The sequence below is a fragment of the Streptomyces sp. Ru71 genome (genome assembly GCF_002920535.1).
GTDB lineage: Bacteria > Actinomycetota > Actinomycetes > Streptomycetales > Streptomycetaceae > Streptomyces.
In genome coordinates, this window is record NZ_PQSS01000056.1 from 1 (window position 1) to 25,664 (window position 25,664).

18 protein-coding genes and 1 pseudogene are annotated in these 25,664 nt (G+C 71.4%); 16 read left to right on the forward strand and 3 right to left on the reverse strand.

Annotation, left to right across the window (positions count from 1 at the left end; translation table 11 throughout):
• Positions 1 to 395: 395 nt before the first annotated feature.
• A complete protein-coding gene (purU, locus tag C3489_RS26880; RefSeq protein WP_103784662.1) occupies positions 396 to 1,268 on the reverse strand; it encodes a formyltetrahydrofolate deformylase in 873 nt (290 codons plus the stop codon).
• Positions 1,269 to 1,485: 217 nt separating this feature from the next.
• Here purU (C3489_RS26880) and C3489_RS26885 point away from each other — a divergent pair, with 217 nt between their 5' ends.
• The 12 genes and pseudogenes from C3489_RS26885 to C3489_RS26940 all read left to right on the forward strand — a co-directional run.
• A complete protein-coding gene (locus C3489_RS26885) occupies positions 1,486 to 2,955 on the forward strand; it encodes an aldehyde dehydrogenase family protein (protein ID WP_103784663.1) in 1,470 nt (489 codons plus the stop codon).
• 20 nt (positions 2,956 to 2,975) lie between these two features.
• Positions 2,976 to 4,067, forward strand: a complete 1,092-nt coding sequence (locus tag C3489_RS26890; RefSeq protein ID WP_103784664.1) for a glycine betaine/L-proline ABC transporter ATP-binding protein — start codon at positions 2,976 to 2,978, stop codon at positions 4,065 to 4,067.
• Positions 4,067 to 6,043: a proline/glycine betaine ABC transporter permease gene (locus C3489_RS26895; protein ID WP_103784665.1), complete on the forward strand. Its 1,977-nt coding sequence runs from the start codon at positions 4,067 to 4,069 to the stop codon at positions 6,041 to 6,043. Before C3489_RS26890 ends, C3489_RS26895 begins: the two co-directional genes overlap by 1 nt.
• A 14-nt stretch (positions 6,044 to 6,057) precedes the next feature.
• Complete coding sequence (locus C3489_RS26900; protein ID WP_103784666.1) at positions 6,058 to 7,020, forward strand: ABC transporter substrate-binding protein; 963 nt, start codon at positions 6,058 to 6,060, stop codon at positions 7,018 to 7,020.
• Between the two features lie 218 nt (positions 7,021 to 7,238).
• The gene (locus tag C3489_RS26905; RefSeq protein ID WP_103784667.1) at positions 7,239 to 9,677 is read left to right on the forward strand and encodes an FAD-dependent oxidoreductase; all 2,439 of its coding nucleotides are present in this window, start codon (positions 7,239 to 7,241) and stop codon (positions 9,675 to 9,677) included.
• Between the two features lie 22 nt (positions 9,678 to 9,699).
• Positions 9,700 to 10,560: a bifunctional methylenetetrahydrofolate dehydrogenase/methenyltetrahydrofolate cyclohydrolase gene (locus C3489_RS26910; protein ID WP_103784668.1), complete on the forward strand. Its 861-nt coding sequence runs from the start codon at positions 9,700 to 9,702 to the stop codon at positions 10,558 to 10,560.
• On the forward strand, positions 10,557 to 11,840 hold the full coding sequence (glyA, locus tag C3489_RS26915) for a serine hydroxymethyltransferase (RefSeq protein WP_103784669.1): 1,284 nt from the start codon (positions 10,557 to 10,559) through the stop codon (positions 11,838 to 11,840). The genes C3489_RS26910 and glyA overlap by 4 nt, the downstream gene beginning before the upstream one ends.
• Positions 11,837 to 13,069 (forward strand): sarcosine oxidase subunit beta family protein, encoded by a 1,233-nt coding sequence (locus tag C3489_RS26920; protein ID WP_103784670.1) that lies wholly within the window; start codon positions 11,837 to 11,839, stop codon positions 13,067 to 13,069. The genes glyA and C3489_RS26920 overlap by 4 nt, the downstream gene beginning before the upstream one ends.
• Before the next feature lie 9 nt (positions 13,070 to 13,078).
• Positions 13,079 to 16,360, forward strand: a complete 3,282-nt coding sequence (locus tag C3489_RS26925) for a sarcosine oxidase subunit alpha family protein (protein ID WP_103784671.1) — start codon at positions 13,079 to 13,081, stop codon at positions 16,358 to 16,360.
• Positions 16,353 to 16,955: a sarcosine oxidase subunit gamma gene (locus C3489_RS26930; RefSeq protein WP_103784672.1), complete on the forward strand. Its 603-nt coding sequence runs from the start codon at positions 16,353 to 16,355 to the stop codon at positions 16,953 to 16,955. Before C3489_RS26925 ends, C3489_RS26930 begins: the two co-directional genes overlap by 8 nt.
• 37 nt (positions 16,956 to 16,992) lie before the next feature.
• Positions 16,993 to 17,913, forward strand: coding sequence for a dihydropteroate synthase (gene folP, locus C3489_RS26935; RefSeq protein ID WP_103784673.1), 921 nt, complete (start codon positions 16,993 to 16,995; stop codon positions 17,911 to 17,913).
• 59 nt (positions 17,914 to 17,972) lie between these two features.
• Positions 17,973 to 18,320, forward strand: a pseudogene (locus tag C3489_RS26940) (GNAT family N-acetyltransferase); the annotation flags it as partial.
• 21 nt (positions 18,321 to 18,341) lie between these two features.
• On the opposite strand, the gene C3489_RS26945 reads toward C3489_RS26940, so the two are convergent.
• On the reverse strand, positions 18,342 to 19,139 hold the full coding sequence (locus tag C3489_RS26945) for an IclR family transcriptional regulator (protein WP_103784674.1): 798 nt from the start codon (positions 19,137 to 19,139) through the stop codon (positions 18,342 to 18,344).
• Between the two features lie 100 nt (positions 19,140 to 19,239).
• Positions 19,240 to 20,112 (reverse strand): formyltetrahydrofolate deformylase, encoded by an 873-nt coding sequence (gene purU / locus C3489_RS26950; protein WP_103784675.1) that lies wholly within the window; start codon positions 20,110 to 20,112, stop codon positions 19,240 to 19,242.
• A 259-nt stretch (positions 20,113 to 20,371) separates the two neighbouring features.
• Between purU (C3489_RS26950) and C3489_RS26955 the strand changes: the two genes are divergently transcribed.
• The 4 genes from C3489_RS26955 (at position 20,372) to C3489_RS26970 (ending at position 25,559) form a co-directional block, all read left to right on the forward strand.
• Positions 20,372 to 21,763, forward strand: coding sequence for an MFS transporter (locus tag C3489_RS26955; protein WP_103784676.1), 1,392 nt, complete (start codon positions 20,372 to 20,374; stop codon positions 21,761 to 21,763).
• A gap of 254 nt (positions 21,764 to 22,017) precedes the next feature.
• The gene (locus tag C3489_RS26960; protein WP_103784677.1) at positions 22,018 to 23,106 is read left to right on the forward strand and encodes an S-(hydroxymethyl)mycothiol dehydrogenase; all 1,089 of its coding nucleotides are present in this window, start codon (positions 22,018 to 22,020) and stop codon (positions 23,104 to 23,106) included.
• 97 nt (positions 23,107 to 23,203) lie between these two features.
• The gene (gene solA, locus C3489_RS26965) at positions 23,204 to 24,352 is read left to right on the forward strand and encodes an N-methyl-L-tryptophan oxidase (RefSeq protein WP_103784678.1); all 1,149 of its coding nucleotides are present in this window, start codon (positions 23,204 to 23,206) and stop codon (positions 24,350 to 24,352) included.
• Positions 24,353 to 24,425: 73 nt separating this feature from the next.
• The gene (locus C3489_RS26970) at positions 24,426 to 25,559 is read left to right on the forward strand and encodes an aromatic ring-hydroxylating dioxygenase subunit alpha (RefSeq protein WP_103784679.1); all 1,134 of its coding nucleotides are present in this window, start codon (positions 24,426 to 24,428) and stop codon (positions 25,557 to 25,559) included.
• Positions 25,560 to 25,664: the final 105 nt, after the last annotated feature.

Sequence of the window (25,664 nt, forward strand, 5' to 3'; positions counted from 1 at the left end):
GTCTTGGGGGGCCTCTCGGCCCCCCGTCTTGGGGTGTCGTCCCTGGCTCTCCGCCTTCGGGGGCTGGCGCCCTCGGCCTGTCTTTGGGGGCTGTCGTGCCCCGGCCCCGTCCTGGGGCGTCGCCCCGGGCCTGTCTTGGGGGGCCTCTCGGCCCCCCGTCTTGGGGCGTTGCCCCTGGCCTTCCGCCTTCGCGGGCTGCCCTCCCGCGGACCGTCTTCGGGGGCTGCCCCGGCCCCCGTTCGGTCTGGGGCCGGGGCTCGGACTTGCGTGGGGCCGCTGGGCTTCCGCCGGGGGGTCGTATGACGTTCGTCCGTGAGCGCGGCCTGGCGTCTGTATACGAAGGGGCGGGGCCGGCTGTCCGTGCAGCCGGCCCCGCCCCGTTCGCCGGGCTGTGCTCAGCGGAAGACCACCGTGCGGTTGCCGTCCACCATGACGCGGCTCTCGGTGTGCCACTTCACCGCGTGGGCCAGCACCTGCGCCTCCACGTCGCGGCCGACGGTGACGAGGTCGTCGGGGTCGAGGGAGTGGTTCACCCGGACCACGTCCTGCTCGATGATCTGCCCCTCGTCCAGGTCGGGCGTCACATAGTGCGCCGTCGCGCCGACCAGCTTCACCCCGCGCGCGTGCGCCTGCTGGTAGGGCTTGGCGCCCTTGAAGCTCGGCAGGAAGGAGTGGTGGATGTTGATGGCGCGGCCCTCCAGCTCCTTGCACAGGTCGTCGGAGAGGACCTGCATGTAGCGGGCCAGGACCACGAGGTCGACGTTCAGCTCCCGTACCAGCTCCAGCAGCCGCGCCTCGGCCTGGGGCTTGGTCTCCTTCGTCACCGGGATGTGGTGGAAGGGGACGCCGTAGGTGTGCGCCAGGGCCTCGAAGTCCCGGTGGTTGGAGACGATCGCCGGGATCTCGATGTTCAGCGCGCCGGTGCGCCGGCGGAAGAGCAGGTCGTTCAGGCAGTGCCCGAACTTCGACACCATGATCAGCGTGCGGGTCGGCGTCGCGGCGTCCCGCAGCGTCCAGCTGATCCGGTGCGCCTCGGCCACCGGGCCGAACCGGTCACGCAGTTGTTCCACACCGATGCCCGGATCGGAAACATCGAAGTGGACCCTCATGAAGAACCGGCCCTTGAGCCGGTCGTCGAACTGCTGGCTCTCCAGGATGTTGCCGGAGTTGCGCACGAGGAATCCGCTCACGGCGTGGACCAGTCCGGCGGTGTCCGGACACGACAGCGTGAGCACGTACTCGCGGCCGGGCTGGGGCTGAGGGGACATACAGGGCCTCCCTGGTGCGTATGACACAACGCGGTGAGCGATACGCAACATGGTTGGCGTCCGTGCCCCGCGCGGTCAAGGGTGGGGGCCCCATCGGTCCACCGGGAGAAAGAGGCATCCGCAGACCTCTTGACGGTGGTCCGCCCGTTCCGCCAGGGTGTTCCACCACAAGCAATTCGATGCACAATGCGCAACGAAATCCATGAAGGGTCGGCGCATGGCAGATCTGTATGTGGACGGCGAATGGCGCGTCCCCGTGGCCGGCGGCCAACGGGAGATCCGCTGCCCGGCCGACGGCACGCTCGTCGCGACGGTCTCGGAGGCGACGCGCGCCGACACCGAGGCGGCGATCGCCGCGGCCCGGCGGGCCTTCGACTCCGGCCCCTGGCCCCACACCCCCGAACGCGAACGCGGCGCCCTGCTGCTGCGCACCGCCGACATCCTGGAGCGCGACGCCAAGGAGTTCGCCCGTGCCGAGTCGCTCGACACCGGCAAGCGCCTGGTGGAGAGCGAGTACGACATCGCGGACGTGGTGTCCTGCTTCCGCTACTACGGAGGGATCGCCGGCACCGACGCGGGCCGCGTGGTCGACACCGGCCGCGACGACGCCGTCAGCCGGGTCACCTACGAGCCGGTCGGCGTCTGCGGACTGATCACCCCCTGGAACTACCCGCTCCTGCAGGCCTCGTGGAAGGTCGCCCCGGCCCTCCTCGCCGGCAACACGATCGTGCTCAAGCCCAGCGAGCTCACCCCCTCCACCTCCATCCTGCTGATGAAGGCACTGGAAGAGGCCGGGCTGCCGGCCGGCACGGCCAATCTGGTCCTCGGCGCCGGCGCCGAGGTGGGCGCCCCGCTGTCCGAGCACCGGGACGTCGACATGATCTCCTTCACCGGAGGCCTGGACACCGGTCGGCACATCATGGCCACCGCCGCCGCCACGGTGAAGAAGGTCGCCCTGGAGCTCGGCGGCAAGAACCCCAACGTCGTCTTCGCCGACGCCGACTTCGAGGCGGCCGTCGACTTCGCGCTCACCGCCGTCTTCCTGCACTCCGGGCAGGTCTGCTCGGCCGGCGCCCGGCTCGTCGTCGAGGACTCGATCCACGACGCCTTCGTCGACGAGGTCGTGCGCCGCGCCCGCCGCATCCGCCTCGGCGGGCCCTTCGACCCGGAGGCCGAGACCGGCGCGCTGATCTCCGCACAGCACCGGGAGAAGGTCGAGGCGTACGTCGCCGCGGGGCTGGCCGAGGGCGCCGTACTGCGCTGCGGCGGGGCCCGCCCCGACGACCCCGCGCTCGCCGGCGGCTTCTTCTACCTGCCCACCGTCCTCGACGAGTGCACGCAGGACATGCGCGTGGTGCACGAGGAGTCCTTCGGGCCCGTGCTCACCGTCGAGCGCTTCCACGACGAGGACGACGCGGTCCGTATCGCCAACGACACCGAGTACGGACTCGCCGGCGCCGTCTGGACGCAGGACGCGGGCAAGGCCCAGCGGGTCGCGCGCCGGCTGCGCCACGGCACCGTGTGGATCAACGACTACCACCCCTATGTACCGCAAGCCGAATGGGGTGGCTTCGGCCACTCCGGTGTGGGCCGTGAGCTGGGACCGAGCGGTCTCGCCGAGTACCGAGAGCCCAAGCACGTCTGGCAGAACATCCAACCCCGGCCGCAGCACTGGTTCAGCGGCTGAACGCCGAAAAGAGGTCGAACGTGACCACAGCACAGACCGAGGTGCCGCAGCGGCGCCGCACGTCCCAGAACCCCGAGGACCGCACCCCGGTCATCTCCGTGCGCCGGCTGTGGAAGGTGTTCGGGCCCAAGGCCGACCAGGTGCCGCAGTCCGAGGAGCTGTGCGGGCTGACCCGCCGCGAACTCATGGACCGCACCGGATGCACCGCCGCCGTACGGGACGTCAACTTCGAGGTGTCACCGGGCGAGGTCTTCGTCGTCATGGGCCTGTCCGGCTCGGGCAAGTCCACCCTGGTGCGATGTCTGACCCGGCTGATCGAACCCACCTCGGGCGAGGTCGTCTTCGAGGGCGAGGACATCCGCGACGCCGACGCCAAGCGGCTGCGCGAGCTGCGGCGCCGCAAGTTCTCCATGGTCTTCCAGCACTTCGGCCTGCTGCCGCACCGCAAGGTCGTGGAGAACGTGGCGTTCGGCCTGGAGATCCGCGGCATGGGCCGCTCCGAGCGCGTCCGCCGGGCCCGTGAGGTCGTCGAACTCGTCGGCCTGGCCGGCTACGAGAACTCCTACCCCGACCAGCTCTCCGGCGGTATGCAGCAGCGCGTGGGCCTCGCCCGCGCCCTGGCCGGCGACCCGGAGGTGCTCTTCTTCGACGAGCCGTTCTCCGCGCTCGACCCGCTGATCCGCCGGGACATGCAGAACGAGGTCATCCGGCTGCACCACGAGGTCGGCAAGACGATGGTGTTCATCACCCACGACCTCTCCGAGGCCCTCAAGCTCGGCGACCGCATCCTGATCATGCGCGACGGCAAGATGGTCCAGTGCGGCACCGGCGACGAGCTCGTCGGCGCCCCCGCCGACGACTACGTGCGCGACTTCGTCCAGGACGTGCCGCGCGGCGACGTCCTCACCCTGCGCTGGATCATGCGCCCCGTGCAGGACGACGACGCCCTCGACGGCCCGGAGCTGGGCCCGGACGTCGTGGTGCGCGAGGCGACCCGGGCCGTGCTGGCCGCGGAGAAGCCGGTCAAGGTCGTCGAGAACGGCAAGCTGCTCGGCATCGTCGGCGACGAGGAGATCCTCGCCGTCGTCGCCGGGCAGGAGGGCGGTGCCTGATGGCCGCCGTCGCCGAGGCGACCGCGCCGGTCGCCGCCCTGCGCGAGAGGATCAGCCGCCCCATGGTGGTGGGGGCGATCTTCGTGGCCTGGCTGGTGCTGTTCGCCGTGCTGCGCGGCCGGCAGACCCTCACTCTCGCCGCGGCCGACCTCACCGGGCTGCACCGCTGGCTCAACGACGTCAACGACACCATCGGAGCCAACCGCAACTCCAACCCGCTCTTCCTGTACTTCTTCAACGAGATCCGCCTGGGCATCGACAACCTGGTCACCTTCGTCCAGTCGCTGATCTCCCAGCCCACGGCCGGCCGCCCGGTCCCGCAGATCGGCTGGCTCGGTGTCGTAGGCCTCACCGGCTACCTCTCCTGGGCCGTGGGCAACTGGCGGGTCGCCCTGCTGGCCGTGGCCGGCTTCACCTTCTTCGGGCTCCAGGGCCTGTGGCAGGAGAGCATGGACACGCTGGCGCTGACCCTGTCGGCGGTCCTGGTGGCGCTGCTCATCGGCATCCCGCTGGGCGTGTGGGCCGGTCTGTCCGACCGGTTCAACAAGATCATGACGCCGTTCCTGGACTTCATGCAGACGATGCCGACCTTCGTCTACCTCGCCCCGCTGACCCTGGTGTTCCTCATCGGCGGCGCCTCCGCGGTGATCACCACGGTGATCTACGCGGCACCGCCGGCCATGCGCATCACCGCGCACGCCATCCGGTCCGTGCCCGAGACCACCGTCGAGGCGGCGGACTCGCTCGGCACCACCCGCAGACAGCAACTGCTGAAGGTGCTGCTGCCGATGTCGAAGCGCACGGTGGTCATGGGCGTCAACCAGACCATCATGGCCGCCCTCGCCATGGTGACCATCGCCGCCCTGATCGACGCCCCCGGCCTCGGCAAGACCGTCGTACAGGCGCTGCAGTCGCTCGACGTGGGCACCGCCTTCAACGCCGGACTCGCCATCGTCGTCATGGCCATCGTGCTCGACCGGGTCACCACAGCCGCGGCGAGCCGGGCCGAGGCGGGCCGGCGCACGAGTGGACGGTTCACCACATGGCGCCGGCCGCTGCTCGTGGCGGGCGGCATCGGGACCGCCTTCCTGCTCTACGTCTCCCACACCTACGTCTACGCGGCCGAGTTCCCCGGCGACGGCGGCACCGGCCGGCACATCGCGAGCGCCGCCGACACGGCGACCACCTGGCTCCAGGACCATCTGTCGGGCCTGACCAACGCGGTGCGGGACGTCATCACCACCACCCTGCTCAACCCCTTCCAGACGCTGCTCACCGACTCGCCGTGGTGGCTCGTCGGCCTCACCCTGGTCGCGCTCGGCGCGGTGCTCGGCGGCTGGCGCGCGGGCGTGACGGCCGCGGTGTGCGTCGGGTTGCTCGTCGGCACCGGCCTGTGGTCGGACGGCATGACGACGCTGGCGTCCACGGCCGTGGCCACGGTGCTGGTGATGCTGCTCGGCGCGGTGTTCGGGGTGTGGATGGGCCGCAGCGCGCTGGTCGACCGGCTGCTGCGGCCGACGCTGGACGCCGCCCAGGTCATGCCGCCGTTCGTCTATCTGGTGCCGTTCCTGGCCCTGTTCGGAGCCACCCGGTTCACGGCCATCGTCGCGGCGGTCGTCTACGCGGCACCCGTCGCCATCAAGATCATCGCGGACGGTGTGCGCAACGTGCCGGAGTCCACGGTGGAGGCGGCCACCTCGGCCGGGTGCAACACCTGGCAGATCATCACCAAGGTCCAGCTGCCGGTGGCCCGCAGCGCCCTGACGCTCGCCACCAACCAGGGCCTGATCTACGTGCTGTCGATGGTCGTGGTGGGCGGCCTGGTGGGGGCCGGCGCCCTCGGCTACGACGTCGTGGCCGGATTCTCACAGGGGGAGCTGTACGGCAAGGGCCTGGCGGCGGGACTCGCCATCGTCCTGCTGGGAGTCATGTTCGACCGGATCACTCAGGCTGCGGCACGACGCACCCGGGCGTAAGGAGCACCACAACCATGGCACGACACTTCAGAACCGGCGCGGCCGCCGTGACCGCCCTCGGACTGACCCTCACCGGGTGCGTAGGAGCCAAGGTCGGCGACACGGCCTCCGCCGCGAAGAACGCGGACGGCTCCTGCGGCACCTTCAACCTGGCGGTCAACCCGTGGGTGGGCTATCAGGCGGACGCCGCGGTCGTCGCGTACGTGGCGCAGCACGATCTGGGCTGCAAGGTCAACAAGAAGGACCTCAAGGAGGAGATCGCCTGGCAGGGGTTCGGCACCGGCGAGGTGGACGCCGTCCTGGAGAACTGGGGTCACCCCGATCTGTTCAAGAAGTACATCACCGAGCAGAAGACCGCCGTATCCGCCGGGCAGACCGGCAACAAGGGCGTCATCGGCTGGTACGTGCCGCCGTGGCTGGCCAAGGCCCACCCGGACATCAAGGACTGGCGCAACCTGAACAAGTACGCCGCCAACTTCAAGACCTCCGAGTCCGGGGGCAAGGGCCAGCTGCTCGACGGCGACCCGTCCTACGTCACCAATGACGCGGCGCTGGTGAAGAACCTGAAGCTGAACTTCAAGGTGGTGTACGCGGGCAGCGAGACCGCGCTGATCCAGGCGTACCGCAACGCCGAGAAGAACAAGCAGTGGGTGATCGGCTACTTCTACGAGCCGCAGTGGTTCATGTCCGAGGTGCCGCTGGTGAAGGTCGATCTGCCGGCCTACAAGGACGGCTGCGACGCCGACCCGGCCAAGATCGCCTGCGACTATCCGGTGTACGGACTGGACAAGATCGTCAGTACCCAGTTCGCCAAGTCGGGCTCTCCCGCGTACCGGCTGGTGAAGAACTTCCACTGGACCAACGACGACCAGAACGAGGTCGCCAAGTACATCGCCGTGGACAAGATGTCGGACGACGCCGCGGCCCGGAAGTGGGTGGAGGCCCACCGCGACAAGGTGGAGGCCTGGCTGAAGTAAGGGGCCGGTACGGCAGACCCGTTGAGATGCCCGGCGGGCGGCGCGCACACCTGCGCGCCGCCCGCCGGGCATCGCCGTGTCCGGGCTGTTTTTCCGGGTCGTTCTCCGACGTCACGCACCCCTTGACACCCATCACGGCGACAGGCACATTGAGTTGCGCAACCTGAATCGAGTTGCGCAGAAAGCAACTCAGCGGTTTCGAGTTCGGAGGTTGGGCGATGGCGGGACCCCGAGTGGTCATCATCGGAGCGGGCGTCGTGGGAGCGGCCCTCGCGGATGAGATCTCCGCACGCGGCTGGACCGAAGTGACCGTGGTCGACCAAGGCCCCCTCCCGGCCACCGGGGGCTCGTCCTCGCACGCCCCGGGCCTGGTCTTCCAGACGAACGCCTCGAAGACCATGACGGAGCTGGCCCGCTACACGGTGGAGAAGTTCTGTTCCCTGGACGTGGACGGCAAGCCCTGCTTCCTCCAGGTCGGCGGCCTCGAAGTGGCGACCAGCCCCGAGCGCCTCGCGGAACTGAAGCGCCGGCACGGCTGGATCACCTCCTGGGGCATCGAGGGGCGGCTGCTCACCCCGGACGAGTGCGTCGAGCAGCACCCCCTGGTGGACCGCGACAAGATCCTCGGGGGTCTGCTGATCCCCACCGACGGCCTGGCCAAGGCCGTCCTCGCCGTCGAGGCGCAGATCCGCCGGGCCACCGAGCGCGGTGTGCGCTTCCTCGCCCGGCACGAGGTCCTCGACATCAAGCAGAGCGAGGGCCGGGTCACCGGCGTCGTCACCGACCACGGCGAGCTCGACGCCGACATCGTGGTGTGCTGCGCCGGCATCTGGGGCCCGAAGATCGCCCGCATGGTCGGCATGAACCTGCCGCTGACCCCGCTGGCCCACCAGCTCGCCTGGACCGGCCCGGTCCCGGCCCTGGCCGGCCAGATCGAGGAGGCGGTCCGCCCGATCCTGCGCCACCAGGACGCCGACCTGTACTACCGCGACCGCTACGACGGCCTCGGCATCGGCTACTACGGCCACCGCCCCATGCCGGTCTCCGCCGACGACATCCTCTCCGTGGACGAGGCCGAGGAGATGCCCTCGGTGCTGAAGTTCACCGAGGAGGACTTCGAGCCGGCCTGGACCGAGACGCAGTCCCTGCTCCCGGCGACGCAGGAGGCCAAGGTCGAGGAGGGCATCAACGGCCTGTTCTCCTTCACCACCGACGGCTACCCGCTGCTCGGCGAGTCCCCCGACGTCAAGGGCTTCTGGGTCGCCGAGGCCGTGTGGGTCACCCACTCAGCGGGCGTCGGCCGGGCCGTCGCCGAATGGCTGGTCGACGGCTACTGCTCCTCCTTCGACCTGCACGAGTGCGACGTCAACCGCTTCGAGCCGCACCAGCTGTCCCCGGAGTACGTCCTGGCCCGCGACTGCCAGAACTTCGTCGAGGTCTACGACATCCTCCACCCGCTCCAGCCCTCCGGCGACCCGCGCCCGATCCGCACCAGCCCCTTCTACGCCCGCCAGCAGGGCCACGGCGCCTTCTTCCTGGAGGCGAACGGCTGGGAGCGCCCCCAGTGGTACGAGGCCAACGCGCCGCTGGTCGAGGGCCGCAGGATCCCGACCCCCAACGACTGGGCCGCGCGCTACTGGTCCCCGATCGTCGGCGCCGAGGCCCAGGTCACCCGCGAGACCGTCGCGATGTACGACATGACGGCCCTCAAGCGCCTGGAGGTCACCGGCCCCGGTGCCGCGGCGTTCCTGGAGCGGCTGTGCACCGGCAAGATCGACAAGTCGGTCGGCTCGGTGACGTACACCCTGCTCCTCGACCACGACGGCGGCATCCGCAGCGACGTCACCGTCGCCCGCCTCGCCCGCGACCGCTTCCAGGTCGGCGCCAACGGCAACCTCGACCTCGACTGGTTCACCCGGCACCTGCCCGCCGACGGCACCGTCCAGGTCCGCGACATCACCGCCGGCACCTGCTGCATCGGCCTGTGGGGACCGCTCGCCCGCACAGTCCTGCAACCGCTGACCGACGCGGACTTCTCCAACGAGGGCCTGAAGTATTTCCGCGCCAAGCAGGCCTACATCGGGAGCGTCCCGGTGACGGCCATGCGCCTGTCCTACGTCGGCGAACTCGGCTGGGAGCTGTACACCACCGCCGACCAGGGCCTGAAGCTCTGGGACACCCTGTGGGCGGCGGCCGAACCGCTCGGCGGCGTCATCGCCGGCCGGGGCGCCTTCAACAGCCTGCGCCTGGAGAAGGGCTACCGCTCCTTCGGCACCGACATGACCTACGAGCACGACCCCTACGAGGCCGGCGTCGGCTTCGCCGTCAAGCTCGACAAGGGCGACTTCATCGGCAAGGACGCGCTGCAGCTGCGCAAGGCCGACGTGCGGCGCAGGCTCACCTGCCTGACCATCGACGACCCGCAGGCCGTCGTCCTGGGCAAGGAGCCGGTGTACGCCGGCGAGAGCGCCGTCGGCTACGTCACCAGCGCCGCCTACGGCTACACCATCGGCAAGGGCATCGCCTACGCCTGGCTCCCCGCCGAACTCGCCACTCCCGGCACCACCGTGCACATCGGCTACTTCGACCAGCGGATCGAGGCGGTCGTCGCCGAGGAGCCGCTGTTCGACCCGACGATGTCCCGTCTGCGCGGCTGACTGTGGGAAAGGAGCACCGCCGGTGACCGCACAACTTCTCGACGGCAAGGCGACCGCCGCCGCCGTCCGCCGCGAACTGGCCGAGAGAGTGGCCAAGCTGACAGCCGTACAAGGCCGTCCGCCAGGACTCGGCACCGTCCTCGTCGGAGACGACCCCGGCAGTCACGCCTACGTCGCCGGCAAGCACCGCGACTGCGCCCAGGTCGGCATCGCCTCCCTGCGCCGCGAACTGCCCGCCGACGCCACGCAGCGGCAGGTCGAGGACGTCATCGACGAACTCAACGCCGACCCCGCCTGCACCGGCTACATCGTCCAGCTCCCGCTCCCGCGCCATCTGGACGCGGGCGCCGTCCTCGCCCGCATGGACCCTGCCAAGGACGCCGACGGACTGCACCCCGTCAACCTCGGCCGGCTCGTGCTCGGCACCGAGGCCCCGCTGCCGTGCACCCCGCGCGGCATCGTCGAACTCCTGCGCCGCTACGACGTCCCGCTCGCCGGAGCGCGGGTGTGCGTCATCGGCCGGGGCATCACCGTCGGCCGGCCCATCGGACTGCTGCTCACCCGCCGGTCCGAGAACGCCACCGTCACGCTGTGCCACACCGGCACCAAGGGCCTGGCCTGGCACACCCGCGAGGCGGACATCGTCGTCGCGGCGGCCGGCTCACCCGGACTGATCACCCAGGACATGCTGCGCCCCGGCGCCGCCGTCCTGGACGTGGGGATCACCCGCACCGAGCAGGGCCTCGTCGGCGACGTCCACCTGGACGCCGCCGAGGTCGCCGGATGGCTCGCCCCGATGCCCGGGGGAGTGGGACCCATGACCCGAGCGATGCTGCTCGCCAACGTCGTCGAGGCCGCCGAGAGGAACGCGAACACCGTATGAACGCGCTGAACACGCCCCTGGCCGAGCTGGACCCCGAGGTGCACGACGCCCTCCGCGCGGAGCTGCACCGCCAGCAGTCCACCCTGGAGATGATCGCCTCCGAGAACTTCGCGCCCATCGCGGTGATGGAGGCCCAGGGCTCGGTCGCGACCAACAAGTACGCCGAGGGCTACCCCGGCCGCCGCTACTACGGCGGCTGCGAACACGTCGACGTCACCGAGCGGCTCGCCATCGAGCGGGTCAAGTCCCTCTTCGGGGCCTCCTACGCCAACGTCCAGCCGCACTCGGGCGCGCAGGCCAACACCGCCGTCTTCTTCGCCCTGCTCCAGCCCGGTGACACCGTCATGGGCCTCGACCTCGCGCACGGCGGCCACCTCACCCACGGCATGCGCATCAACTACAGCGGCAAGATGCTCAACGTCGTGCCCTACCACGTCTGTGAGGCGGACAACCTCGTCGACATGGACGAGGTGGAGCGGCTCGCCAAGGAACACCGCCCGAAGATGATCATCGCGGGCTGGTCGGCGTACCCCAGGCAGCTGGACTTCGCGGCCTTCCGCCGGATCGCCGACGAGGTCGGCGCCCTCCTCATGGTCGACATGGCGCACTTCGCGGGCCTGGTCGCCGCCGGACTGCACCCGAGCCCCGTGCCGCACGCGCACGTGGTCACCACCACCACGCACAAGACCCTCGGCGGCCCCCGCGGCGGCGTCATCCTCACCAACGACGCCGATCTCGCCAAGAAGATCAACTCCGCGGTGTTCCCGGGCATGCAGGGCGGCCCGCTGGAGCACGTCATCGCCGCCAAGGCGGTCTCCTTCAAGGTCGCGGCCTCCCCCGAGTTCGCCGAACGCCAGGCCCGCACCCTGGCCGGCGCGCACCTGCTCGCCGAGCGGCTCAGCCGCCCCGACGCCGCAGCGGCCGGCGTGAAGGTGCTGACCGGAGGCACGGACGTCCACCTCGTCCTCGTCGACCTGCGCGACTCGCCCCTGGACGGCAAGCAGGCCGAGGACCTCCTGCACCGGATCGGCATCACGGTCAACCGCAACGCCGTCCCCTTCGACCCGCGCCCGCCCATGGTCACCTCCGGCCTGCGCATCGGCACCCCGGCCCTGGCCACCCGCGGCTTCAGCGAGGCCGACTTCGCCGAGGTCGCCGACGTCATCGCGCTCGCGCTCCAGCCCGATCCGGACGTTCCCGCGCTGCGCGCCCGCACCGAGGCCCTCGCGGCCAAGCGCCCGCTCTACCCGCACCTCTCGCACGACGGAGACGCCCGATGAGCCCCCGCACCCCCGGCGCCGACCTCCCCGACCACCCCGACTTCCTGTGGCGCAACCCCGACCCCAAGCCGTCCTACGACGTCGTCATCGTCGGCGGCGGCGGACACGGCCTGGCCACCGCGCACTACCTGGCGAAGAACCACGGCATCACCAACGTCGCCGTGCTGGAGAAGGGCTGGCTCGCGGGCGGCAACATGGCCCGCAACACCACGATCATCCGCTCCAACTACCTGTGGGACGAGAGCGCCGGCATCTACGAGCACGCCCTGAAGCTGTGGGAGGGGCTGGAGGAGGAGCTGGACTACCCGATCCTCTTCTCCCAGCGCGGTGTGCTCAACCTCGCGCACAGCCTCCAGGACGTCCGTGACAGCGTGCGCCGCGTGGAGGCCAACCGCCTCAACGGCGTGGACGCCGAATGGCTGGACGCGGATCAGGTCAAAGAGGTCTGCCCGATCGTCAACACCTCGCCCGACGTGCGCTACCCGGTCCTCGGCGGCACCTACCAGCCGCGCGCCGGCATCGCCAAGCACGACTACGTGGCCTGGGGCTTCGCCCGCTCCGCGGACGCGGCCGGCATCGACATCATCCAGAACTGCGAGGTCACCGGCCTGGACGTGGTCGGCGGCCGGGTCGTGGGCGTACAGACCACACGAGGCCCGATCGCGGCCGGCAAGGTGGCCCTGTGCTCGGCCGGCCACACCTCGGTCCTCGCGGCCATGGCCGGCATCGAACTGCCCGTCCAGAGCCACCCGTTGCAGGCCCTGGTCTCCGAACTCCTGGAGCCGGTGCACCCGACGGTCGTCATGTCCAACGCCGTCCACGTGTACGTCAGCCAGGCGCACAAGGGCGAGCTGGTGATGGGCGCGGGCATCGACGCGTACAACTCCTACACCCAGCGCGGCGCGTTCCACATCATCGAGGAGCAGATGTCCGCCGCGCTGGAACTCTTCCCGGTGTTCGCGCGCGCCCACGTGCTGCGCACCTGGGGCGGCATCGTCGACGTCAGCCCCGACGCCTCGCCCATCGTCGGCCTCTCCCCGGTCGACAACCTCTATCTCAACTGCGGCTGGGGCACCGGCGGTTTCAAGGCGACCCCAGGCGTCGGCTGGGTGTACGCCCACACCATCGCCCACGACACGCCCCACGCCCTGAACGCCCCCTTCTCGCTCGACCGTTTCACCACCGGCGCGCTCGTCGACGAGCACGGCGCTGCCGCGGTGGCCCACTAGGAGCCGACCATGCTGCTGATCTCCTGCCCGTGGTGCGGGCCCCGCGACGAGGCCGAGTTCCACTACGGCGGCCAGGCCCATGTGCCCTACCCGGAGGACCCCGCCGCCCTCAGCGACGAGGAGTGGGCCCGCTACCTGTTCTTCCGCGACAACCCCAAGGGACCCTTCGCCGAGCGCTGGAGCCACGCGGCGGGCTGCCGCAAGTGGTTCAACGCGGTGCGCAACACGGCGACGAACGAGATCCTGGCGATCTACAAGACGGACGAGCCCCGCCCGGAGAGGCTGGAGCCGCGTCCGGCCACGTCCCAGCCGAGCGCGATCACTTCTCAGCCCAGTCCGGCGCAAGCAACCCGTCCGGCGCTTGAGGACGAGGCCCGTTCATGGCCGTCGGGGGTCCAGGGGGCGCAGCCCCCTGGCGGGGCCGAAGCGGCGGAGCCCCTTCAGGCCGGGAAGGGCAGGGGCGGCGGAAGCGAGTCCCAGCCGTTCCGCACCCCCACCGGCGGCCGGATCGACCGCAACACCCCCCTCACCTTCACCTTCGACGGCAAGGAGTACCGCGGCTACCGGGGCGACACCCTCGCCTCCGCCCTTCTCGCCAACGGCGTCATCCAGGCCGGCACCAGCATCAAGCTCGGCCGCCCCCGCGGCATCTTCTCCGCCGGCGTCGAGGAACCCAACGCGGTCGTCCAGATCGAGGCCCCCTTCCCCGAGCCCATGCTCCCCGCCCCCGCGGTCGAGCTGTACGACGGCCTGGCCGCGAGCAGCCTGCCCGGCCAGGGCCGCCTCGCCACCGAACCCGACCCCGCCCGCTACGACGCCCTGCACGCCCACTGCGACCTGCTGGTGGTCGGCGCGGGCCCGGCCGGCCTCGCCGCGGCGGCGGCGGCAGCCGAGAGCGGCGCCCGCGTCATCCTCGCCGACGACCAGCCCGAGCCGGGCGGCAGCCTGCTGGGCACCGGTGAGCACCTCGACTGGGTCGCCGAGACCCGGGCCCGGCTCGACCTCGCCCCCGAGGTGCGCGTCCTGCGCCGCACCACGGTCTTCGGCTACTACGACGACAACCACCTCCTCGCCGTCGAGCGCCGCACCAATCACCTCGGCGCCGCCGCCCCCGAGAACGTCTCCCGCGAGCGGGTCTGGCGCATCCGTGCCCGGCGCGTGGTCCTCGCGACCGGCGCCCACGAGCGCTCGCTGGCGTTCGGCGACAACGACCGGCCCGGCGTGATGCTGGCGTCTTCCGCCCGGACCTACCTGCACCGCTACGCCGTCGTCCCCGGCCGGCACGCCGTCGTGTTCACCACCAACGACAGCGCCTACGCCGCCGCGCTCGACCTGGCGGCGGCGGGCGTGCAGATCGCGGCGATCGTCGACACCCGGCCGGAGCCGGGGGAGTGGGCGCAGCGCGCCCGGTCCGCCGGGATCGAGGTGCTCGCCGGGCACGCGGTCACCGGCACGGAGGGCGGTGCCCGCCTCACCGCCGTGACCGTCGCCCCGTTCGGCCAGAGCGCCGGGCAGCGGGAGTTCGCCGTCGACCTGCTGCTGGTCTCCGGCGGCTGGAACCCGGTCGCGCACCTGTTCAGCCAGTCCGGCGGCAAGCTCCGTCACGACGACACGCTCGGCACGTTCGTGCCCGACAGCGCCCGTCAGGCGGTCGAGGTCGCGGGCAGCGCCAACGGCACCTTCGATCTCGCCGCGGCGCTCTCCGAGGGCGCGGCGGCCGGTGCCCGTGCTCTCGCGGCCGAGGGCTACACCGCCGTCACGCCCGCCCTCCCGGCCGTGGCCGCGCAGCCGCACACCCCGCCCATGCAGGTCTTCACGATCCCCACCTCCACCGGAGCGCCCCGCTTCGTCGACCTCCAGCGCGACGTCACCGTCGACGACCTGGCCCGGGCCACCGGTGCGGGCCTGCGCTCGGTGGAGCACACCAAGCGCTACACCACCGCCGGCACCGGCGGCGACCAGGGCCGCACCGCCGGCGTGCTGGCGAGCGGGGTCGTCGCCGAACTCCTCGGCGTGGACGTCTCCGGGCTCGGCCTGCCGACCTTCCGCCCGCCGTACACCCCGGTCTCCTTCGCCGCCCTCGCGGGCCGCGACCGGGGCGCGCTGAGCGACCCGGTCCGCACGACGGCCCTGCACGAGTGGCATGTGGCGCACGGCGCCCTGTTCGAGAACGTCGGCCAGTGGAAGCGGCCCTGGTACTACCCGCAGCCCGGCGAGGACATGGAGGCGGCCGTCCTGCGCGAGTGCCGCGCCGCCCGCGAGAGCGTCGCCTTCATGGACGCCTCCACCCTCGGCAAGATCGACGTGCAGGGCCCGGACGCGGCGGTCTTCCTCGACCGGCTCTACACCAACATGATGAGCACCCTGAAGGTCGGCATGATCCGCTACGGCGTGATGTGCCGCCTGGACGGGATGGTCTTCGACGACGGCACGGTCATCCGGCTCGACCGGGACCGGTTCCTGGTCACCACCACGACCGGCAACGCGGCCGCCGTCCTGGACTGGATGGAGGAGTGGCTGCAGACCGAGTGGCCCGAGCTGAAGGTGCACTGCACCTCGGTCACCGAGCAGTGGGCCACCGTCGCCCTGGTCGGTCCGAAGTCCCGCGAGGTGCTCGGCTCGCTCGCGCCCGAACTGGCCGTCTCCAACGACGACTTCCCGTTCATGGCGTGGCGGGAGACGAGGGTCGCCGGCATCGAGGCGCGGGTGTGCCGGATCTCCTTCTCCGGTGAACTCGCCTACGAGATCAACGTCTCGCCGTGGGACGCGCTCACCCTGTGGGAGGCGCTGTACGAGGCCGGCGCCCCGTACGGCATCACCCCGTACGGCACCGAGACCATGCACGTCCTGCGCGCCGAGAAGGGCTACCCGATCATCGGCCAGGACACCGACGGCACGGTCACCCCGCAGGACCTCGGCATGAGCTGGGCGGTGTCGAAGAAGAAGCCCGACTTCATCGGCAAGCGCTCCTACGCCCGCGCCGACACCGTCCGCCCCGACCGCAAGCAGCTCGTGGGGCTGCTGCCGGACGACCCGGGCACCTTCCTCCCGGAGGGCACCCATCTGGTCGCCGACAGCGAACTGCCCGCCCCGCCCGTGCCGATGCTCGGCCACGTCACCTCCAGCTACCGCAGCGCGGCGCTCGGCCGTACCTTCGCGCTCGCCCTGATCAAGGGCGGCCGGGAGCGCATCGGCGAACGCCTCTACGCACCCGTCGGTGACCGGCTGGTCCCGGTGACCGTGGCAAGCCCCGTCCTCTTCGACCCCGAGGGAGCCCGCCGCGATGGCTGACACCGCCCTGACCGCACGGCAGCGCAGCCCCCTGGCGCATGCCGCCCCCCGCCTGGCCGCCGCGACCCGCGCCTCCCGCGGCGCGATCCGGCTGGCCGAACTGCCCCTGCTGGCCCAGGTGAACGTCCGCCTGGACGCCAAAGGCCCGGGGGCCGACGCCGTCGGACTCGCCCTGGGCCTGCAGCTGCCCCTGGAACCCAACACCGTGGTGCACGCCGGGGAGCTGACCGCGGTGTGGCTCGGCCCCGACGAGTGGCTCGTCGTGGGCCGGCCCGGCACCCAGCGGGAGCTGGAGAGCCGGATCCGCGAGGCCGCCGGCCAGGAGCACGTCTCCGTCACCGACGTCTCCGCCCAGCGCACCACCCTCCTGGTCGGCGGGCCGCGCGCCCGCGACCTGCTGGCCCACGGCTGCTCCCTGGACCTGCACCCGCGCGCCTTCGGACCCGGGCGCAGCGCCCAGACGACGCTGGCGCGCACCCAGGTCGTCCTGGTGGCCCGCGACGAGCCCCGGGCCGGTTTCTGGGTCCTGGTGCGGTCCTCGTTCGCCGGCTATCTGACGGACTGGCTGCTGGACGCGGCCGTGGAGTACCGGTGAACGGCGATGCGGCCGTGACGATCGCGGCCGGGTCGCCGTGACCGCCACGGCCGACGCCGCCACCACCGCCCGCCCGGGCCTGCCGCGGCTGCACCCGTCCGGGCTGCCGCGGCCCGGGCGGGCGTTGGTGATGGGCGTCGTCAACGTCACCCCGGACTCCTTCTCCGACGGCGGACGCTCCTACGCGCCGGAGGCGGCCGTCGCGCACGGGCTCGCCCTGCTGGAGCAGGGCGCCGACATCGTGGACGTGGGCGGGGAGTCGACCCGCCCCGGCGCGGTGCGCCCGCCGGTGCAGGAGGAGCTGCGGCGCGTCCTGCCCGTGGTGCGGGAGCTCGCCGCGGCCGGGGCGACCGTCAGCGTCGACACCATGCGGGCCGAGGTCGCCGCCCGTGCCCTCGACGCGGGGGCACGGCTGGTCAACGACGTCTCGGGCGGCCTCGCCGACCCGGCGATGCCGGCGCTGATGGCCCGCGCCCAGGCGCCGTACGTCGTGATGCACTGGCGCGGCCACTCCGCCGGCATGCAGGCGAACGCGGTGTACGACGACGTCGTCGCGGACGTCGTCGACGAGCTGCGCCTGCGGATCGACGCCGCGCTGGACGCGGGCGTGCGGCCCGAGTGTCTGATCGTCGACCCCGGGCTGGGCTTCGCCAAGACCACCGGGAACAACTGGGAGCTGCTGGGCCGGCTCGACGAGATCCACGCCCTCGGCCTGCCCGTCCTGGTGGGTGCCTCCCGCAAGGCCTTCCTCGGCGAGGTCCTGGCCGACCCGGCGACGGGACGCCCGCGCCCGGCGCCCCTGCGCGACACCGCGACCACCGCGGTGTCCGTCCTGGCCGCCGCACGGGGCGCGTGGTGCCTGCGCGTGCACGACGTGGCCGCGACGCTCGACGCGGTACGGGTGACGGCCCGCTGGGGCGCCGAGACCCGGACGACGCCCGTCCACCAGCCCCTCTAGACTGCCGGGGCAGGTACGGCGCCGGCCCGGCCGCCGTGGCCGGCGCGCTCTCGCACCGCATGCTGGATCTGGTCGGGCGGACCCGGCCGGGGCCGCTCCGGCCGCGCACGCACGAGCTGGGCACCTACCTCGGCATCCGGGAGAACGGCAGACTGGTGGCGATGGCCGGCGAGCGGCTGAGGCCCCCGGGCTGGACGGAGATCAGCGCCGTGTGCACCGCCCCCGAGGCACGCGCGCGGGGCCACGCCGTCCGGCTGGTGGGCACGCTGGCCGCCCGTGTCGTGGCGCGCGGCGATCGTCCGTTCCCGCACGTGGCAGAGGCCGGCACCGGGGCGGTCGCGCTGTACGAGCGGCTCGGGTTCACGACGCGGCGGCGGGTGAGCTTCCGCGGTTTCCGCACCTCGTGACGGCTTCGCGCCGCCGACGGCTCAGCCGACGTATCCCATCCGGTGGCTGATCTCCTGCGCTCCCTTGACCAGCAGGGGCGCCAGCTCGTGCATCCGCTCCTCGGTGAAGCGGTACGCGGGGCCGGAGGCGCTGATCGCGGCGATGACCTCGCCGTGGTGTGCACGGATGGGGGCTGCCATGGCGTGCAGCCCGATCTCCAGCTCCTCCATGGTGACGGCGTATCCGCGCTCCCGCGCCTCGTCGAGGTCCTTCTCCAGCCTGGTCCGGGCGGTCAGGGTGTGCGGGGTGAGCTTCTGCAGCCCGGAGGCCGCGAGCACCTCGTCGCGCTGGGACGCGGGCAGATGGGCGAGCAGGATCTTGCCGCTGGATGTGGCGTGCACCGGGGTGAGCTGTCCGACCCAGTTGTGGGTGCCGACGGCGCCCGGTCCGCGTACCTGGTACAGGTTGACGGCGTAATGCTCCTGCAGGACGGCGATGTTGACCGTCTCGCCGATCTCCTCGCTGAGCCGCTCGCACACCTCCCGGCCCTGCTGGGTGATGTCGAGGCGGCCCGTGACCGCGCCGGCCAGGCGTACGATCCCGAAGCCGAGCCGGTACTTGCCGCGCTCGCCCGCCTGTTCCACGAGGCCGCGCGCCTCCAGGGCGCCGAGCAGGCGGAACGCGGTCGACTTGTGGACGTCTATCTCGGCGGCGACCTCGCTGACGCCGGCCTCGCCGCGCTGGGCGAGGATCTCCAGGACACTCACGGCACGGTCGACGGACTGCACCCCGTTCACCGCGGGCCCCGCTGTTTCGCTATCTGCGGTGTAGTTGCTCATGGCGCAACTATAGGCGCGTCAGGGCCCGGTGAACCCGAGAGTGCACAGGGAATATACGACGGCCCCTCCTGTCATGGGGGCCGTCGTGGATTCACCGGTCTCAGCGGAAGACGACCGTGCAGTTGCCGTTCACCAGCACGCGGCTCTCGCTGTGCCACTCCACCGCGCGCGCCAGGACCCGCGCCTCGACGTCGCGGCCCAGGGTGACCAGCTCGTCCGGGGCGTGGGAGTGGTCGACGCGGACCACGTCCTGCTCGATGATCGGGCCCTCGTCGAGGTCGGGCGTGACGTAGTGCGCCGTGGCCCCCACGAGCTTCACTCCGCGCTCGTGCGCCTGGACATAGGGGCGGGCGCCCTTGAAGCTCGGCAGGAACGAGTGGTGGATGTTGATGGCCCGCCCGTCGAGCTGCTTGCACAGGTCGTCGGAGAGGATCTGCATGTAGCGGGCGAGCACCACCAGGTCGATGTCCAGCTCGTCCACGAGCTCCAGCAGCCTGGCCTCGGCCTCGGCCTTGTTGTCCTTGGTCACCGGGATGTGGTGGAACGGGATGTCGTAGTTGCGGGCCAGGGCCTCGAAGTCCCGGTGGTTGGAGACGATCGCCGGGATCTCGATGTTGAGCGCGCCGGTGGACTGGCGGAAGAGCAGGTCGTTCAGGCAGTGGCCGAACTTCGACACCATGATCAGCGTCCGTGTCGGGGTCGAGGCGTCGTGCAGCTGCCAGGTGATCCGGTACGCCTCGGCCACCGGGCCGAAGCCGGTGCGCAGCTGCTCCAGGGAGACGCCCGGATGCGAGACGTCGAAGTGCACCCGCATGAAGAAGCGGTCCTGGAGGCGGTCGTCGAACTGCTGGCTCTCCAGGATGTTGCCGGAGTGCCGTACCAGAAAGCTGGTGACGGCGTGGACGAGGCCGGCGCGGTCGGGGCACGAGAGGGTGAGGACGAACTCGCGGCCGGGCTGCGGGCGAGGAGACATGGCATCCTCCGTTGATGCGTAATGCGCAACGATGAGAGTGATACGCAACATCGTCCCGTGGTGGCGGTGAGCGGTCAAGGGGTCTGTTCTTCATTGCGCATTGCGATGCGCAATGTGCAACACCTGGTGACCGGAGAAGTTACAAGAGCTTGCGCCCGGCGTCTTGACGGCGAAACGCTGTCACGGTTCGGTTGCGTATGCAGAGACGCGTTCTGCGGAGCGCAACTCAGTCCACCGTCCCCCAGACGCAGGAGGTTCGATGTCGATCCGTGCCATCGACGAGGCACCGCTGAGCAGATTCCATCGCAAGCTCACCTGGGCCTGCGCAGGCGGCCCGTTCCTGGACGGCTATCTGCTCAGCATCATCGGCGTCGCACTCGTCGGCATGAGCAACGAACTGAACCTGACCACCGGGGACGAGAGCCTCATCGGCGCCGCCGCCCTGGTCGGCATCTTCGTCGGCGGCCTGTTCTTCGGCGCCGTCACCGACAAGCTGGGCCGCGAGGCGATGTACACGATCGACCTGGCCGTCCTCGTCGGAGGGTCGGTGCTCTCGGTGTTCGCCACCGAGACCTGGCAGTTCGTCGTGCTGCGCTTCGTCCTCGGCATGGCCATCGGTGCCGACTACCCGATCGCCACGTCCCTGCTGGCCGAGTGGGTGCCCAACCGGCATCGCGGCCGCCTCCTCGGCGTCCTCATCCTGGCCTGGTACGTCGGCGCCGCGGCCGCCTATGTCGTCGGCTATGTGATGGCCGAACTCGGCGGCGCGGGCACCTGGCGCTGGATGCTCGCCTCGGGCGCCGTGCTGAGCGGCGTCATCCTGCTGATGCGCATCGGCACTCCCGAATCGCCGCTGTGGCTGGTGAACAAGGGCCGTACCGCCGACGCCCAGCGGGCGATCCAGAAGGCCCTCGGCCGCACCGTCCCGATCGGGCAGCTGGTCGCGGCGGCGGAGGCCGAGCAGTCGGAGCGGCACAGCCGCTTCCGTGATCTGTTCCAGGGCGCCTATCTGCGCCGGACGCTGTTCTGCGGCCTGTTCTACATGTGTCAGATCACGCCGATGTTCGCCCTGTATACCTTCGGCCCCGCCATCCTCGGCTCCTTCGGGCTCGGCGAGGGCAACAGCTCCAACCTGGGCTCGGCGCTGATCAGCGTCGTCTTCGTGCTGGGCTGCATCCCCGCGCTGCGGCTGGTGGACCGGGTGGGGCGCCGGCCCGTCATCGTGTGGTCGTTCGCGCTGATGGTGATCCCGCTCGCGGTGCTCGGCGGCGGCTCGGCGCTGCCCATCGCCGTGGTCGTCGCCTGCTTCTGCGCCTACGCCCTCTTCTCGGGCGGTCCGACGGTCCTGGAGTGGACGTATCCCAACGAGCTGTTCCCGACCGGCATCCGGGCCACGGCGGGAGGCGTGGCCACCTCGATCAGCCGCATCGGCGCCGCGGCCGGCACCTATCTGCTGCCCATCTCGCTCGACCGGCTGGGCATCGGCACGACCATGCTGATCGGCGCCGGCATCACCCTGGTGGGCTGGCTGGTGTCCGTGGCGTGGGCCGAGGAGACGCGCGGCCGCACCCTGGCGGAGACCAGCGCCCTGCCGGGCCGTTCGCGGCGCTCCTCGGCGCCCGAGCGGGAGCACGACCTGGAGCGCTCCTGACGCCCTTCGCACCCCCCCGCATGCGGCCGGCCGCCCCTGTTCCGGGGCGGCCGGCCGCCCGCGTTCCCGGTCCGCGAACTTCGCCCGGCCGACCCCTTGACACTGCTCACCCAGAGGGATGACAGTGTGACTGTTTCTCATAGCGAAGTGCATCTCGCATTACGCAACAATCGCGTGGCTCGATCGCGGCCTTCCCCCAGGCGCCGGGCACGCCGGTTCCGACATCCCTCTCCCCCTTTCGAGGAGATCGGCAAGTGACACACGAGGTACGCGCCGTCGTCGCCCTGCACAAGGGCGCCCCGGTCTCCGTCGAGACCGTCCTGGTGCCGGACCCCGGCCCCGGTGAGGCGCTGGTCAGGGTCGAGGCCTGCGGGGTCTGCCACACCGACCTGCACTACCGGGAGGGCGGCATCAGCGACGACTTCCCCTTCCTGCTCGGGCACGAGGCGGCCGGCGTGGTCGAGTCCGTCGGCGAGGGCGTCACCGACGTCGAACCCGGCGACTTCGTGATCCTCAACTGGCGTGCGGTGTGCGGGCAGTGCCGGGCGTGTCTGCGCGGTCGGCCCTGGTACTGCTTCGACACCCACAACGCCGAGCAGAAGATGACCCTCGCCGGCACGGGCCAGGAGCTGTCCCCGGCGCTCGGCATCGGCGCGTTCGCCGAGAAGACCCTCGTCGCCGCCGGCCAGTGCACCAAGGTCGACCCCACCGCCTCGGCCACCGCGGCCGCACTGCTCGGCTGCGGGGTGATGGCCGGCTTCGGCGCCGCCGTCCACACCGGCGGCGTCGGCCGCGGTGACTCGATCGCCGTGATCGGCTGCGGCGGCGTGGGCATGGCCGCCGTCGCGGGCGCCAAGGTGGCCGGTGCGCGCCGCATCATCGCCGTCGACGTCGACGAGCGGAAGCTGAAGTGGGCCGAGCGGTTCGGCGCCACCGACACCGTCGACTCCTCCAGGATCGACGCCGTCGAGGCCGTCCGCAGCCTCACCGGCGGCTTCGGCGCCGACGTCGTCGTGGACGCCGTCGGCCGCCCCGAGACGTACCGGCAGGCCTTCTACGCCCGCGATCTGGCCGGCACCGCCGTCCTGGTCGGCGTGCCCGGCCCGGAGCCGGTCGTCGAACTGCCGCTGCTGGACCTCTTCGGGCGCGGCGGCGCGCTGAAGTCCTCCTGGTACGGCGACTGCCTGCCCTCACGGGACTTCCCCGCCCTGATCGACCTCCATCTGCGCGGCCGCTTCGACCTCCAGGACTTCGTCACCGAGACGATCGCCCTGGACGAGGTGGAGAGCGCCTTCGACACGATGCGCCGCGGCGACGTCCTGCGCTCGGTGGTCGTCCTGTGACGGCCGGGACCGGGTGCCCCGACCCGTCCGCCGGCGCCCGGCGCTGAGCCGGGCACGAGCACACCCCACCAACGGCACGACTTCAGGAGAGGGACAGATGGCCACTTCGTACGACGTGATCGTCGTCGGTCTGGGCGGGATGGGCAGCGCGGCCGCCTACCACCTCGCCGCCCGCGGGCAGCGGGTGCTCGGCCTGGAACGCTTCGGCCCGGCGCACAGCCTCGGCTCCAGCCACGGCGGCTCCCGGATCTACCGGCAGGCCTACTTCGAGGACCCGGCCTATGTGCCGCTGCTGCTGCGCGCCCACGAACTGTGGCAGAAGCTGGCTGTCGACTCCGGCCGCGAGGTCTTCACCGAGACCGGCGGCCTGATGATCGGCCGCGAGGACAGCGAGGCCTTCGCCGGCACCCTGCGCAGCGCGCACGAGTGGGGCCTGGACCACGAGGTGCTCGGCGCCGCCGACATCCGGCGCCGCTTCCCCACCTTCACCCCGGCCGCCGAGGACGTCGCCTTCTTCGAGCGCCGGGCCGGTGTGGCGCGGCCCGAGGCCACCGTCACCGCCCACCTGGAGCTGGCGAAGGCCCACGGGGCCGATCTGCACTTCGCCGAACTGGTCCTCGGCTGGGAGGCCGACGGCCCCGGCCGCAAGGCCTGGGTGGTCACCGACCGCGGCGCCTACACCGCCGACCGGCTGGTGTTCGCGCCCGGCGCCTGGGCGCCGCAACTGCTGTCCGGCCTGGGAGTGCCGGTCACCGTCGAGCGCCAGGTCATGTACTGGTTCCAGCCCGAGGGCGGCACCGGCCCGTTCACCGCCGACCGGCACCCGGTCTACATCTGGGAGGACCCCGACGGCACCCAGATCTACGGCTTCCCCGCGCTGGACGGCCCCGACGGCGGCGCCAAGGTCGCCTTCTTCCGCAAGGGCGCCGCCGCCGACCCCGACACCCTCGACCGGGAGATCCACCCCGGCGAGATCGCCGCCATGGCCGACCATCTGCGCACCCGCATCCCCGCCCTGCCCGGCCGCTTCCTCAAGGGCGCGGCCTGCATGTACAGCAACACCCCGGACGAGCACTTCGTCCTCGCCCAGCACCCCGACCACCCGCAGGTGACCGTGGCCTGCGGCTTCTCCGGCCACGGGTTCAAGTTCGTGCCCGTGATCGGCGAGATCATCGCCGACCTGGCCACCACCGGCACCACCGAGCACCCCATCGCCCTCTTCGACCCGCGCCGGGTGCGGGTCTGACACCCGGTCCGCTCCCGCACGACTGCGGCTTCGAGACTCCACCGATACCGACACACATCCCGAGGTGACCGCCATGACGACGACCAGCCTTCCGTCCAGCCTGATCGCCACCCTGTCCGGGGAGTACTACACGGACCCCGAGGTCTTCGCCCTGGAACAGGAGCGCGTCTTCGAGACCATGTGGTTCTGCGTCGCCCGCGCCTCGGAGCTGGCCAGGCCCGGCCAGTTCCGCACCGTCCAGGTGGGCCGCGAGAGCGTGCTGGTCTCCCGCTCCCGGGACGGCTCGGTCAAGGCGTTCCTCAACATCTGCCGGCACCGCGGCGCCAAGCTGTGCACCGAGGAGTCCGGTGAGGTCAAGCGCGCCTTCCAGTGCCCCTACCACGCCTGGACCTACGGCCTGGACGGCAAGCTCGTCGCCGCGCCCAACCTGACGTCGATGCCGGACATCGACCGCACCGAGTACGGCCTGGTCAACGTCCATGTGCGCGAGTGGCTCGGCTATGTGTGGGTGTGCCTGGCCGACACCCCGCCGTCCTTCGAGCAGGACGTGATCGGCGCGGTGATCGAGCGGCTCGGCGACACCGAGTCGATCGAGAACTACGGGGTCGAGGATCTGAAGGTCGGCCGGCGGATCACGTACGACGTGAAGGCGAACTGGAAGCTGATCATCGAGAACTTCATGGAGTGCTACCACTGCGCGACGATCCACCCCGAACTGACCGAGGTGCTCCCGGAGTTCGCCGACGGGTACGCCGCCCAGTACTACGTCGGGCACGGGGCGGAGTTCGGTGAGGAGGTCAAGGGCTTCACGGTCGACGGCTCCGAGGGCCTGGACCGCATCCCCGGCGTCGCCGACGACCAGGACCGCCGCTACTACGCGATCACCGTCAAGCCGCAGGTGTTCATCAACCTGGTGCCCGACCACGTGATCTTCCACCGGATGTACCCGCTGGCGCACGACCGCACGATCGTCGAGTGCGACTGGCTCTACCTGCCGCACGTCGTGGAGAGCGGCAAGGACGTGGAGCGCTCGGTGGAACTGTTCCACCGGGTCAACCAGCAGGACTTCGACGCCTGCGAGCGCACCCAGCCCGGCATGAGCTCGCGGGCCTACGCCAAGGGCGGTGTGCTGGTGCCCAGCGAGCACCACATCGGCGCCTTCCACACCTGGCTGCAGGACAGGCTCGGCGTCCAGCCCCTCGGCTGACGCCTGCTCCTCCCCGTACCGCCCGTCCACCTGCCGCTCGGCCCCTCCGGCAGGTGGACGGGCCACCCTCCGGCTGCGCGCCGCGGATCCCTGCCGGGGACGGCC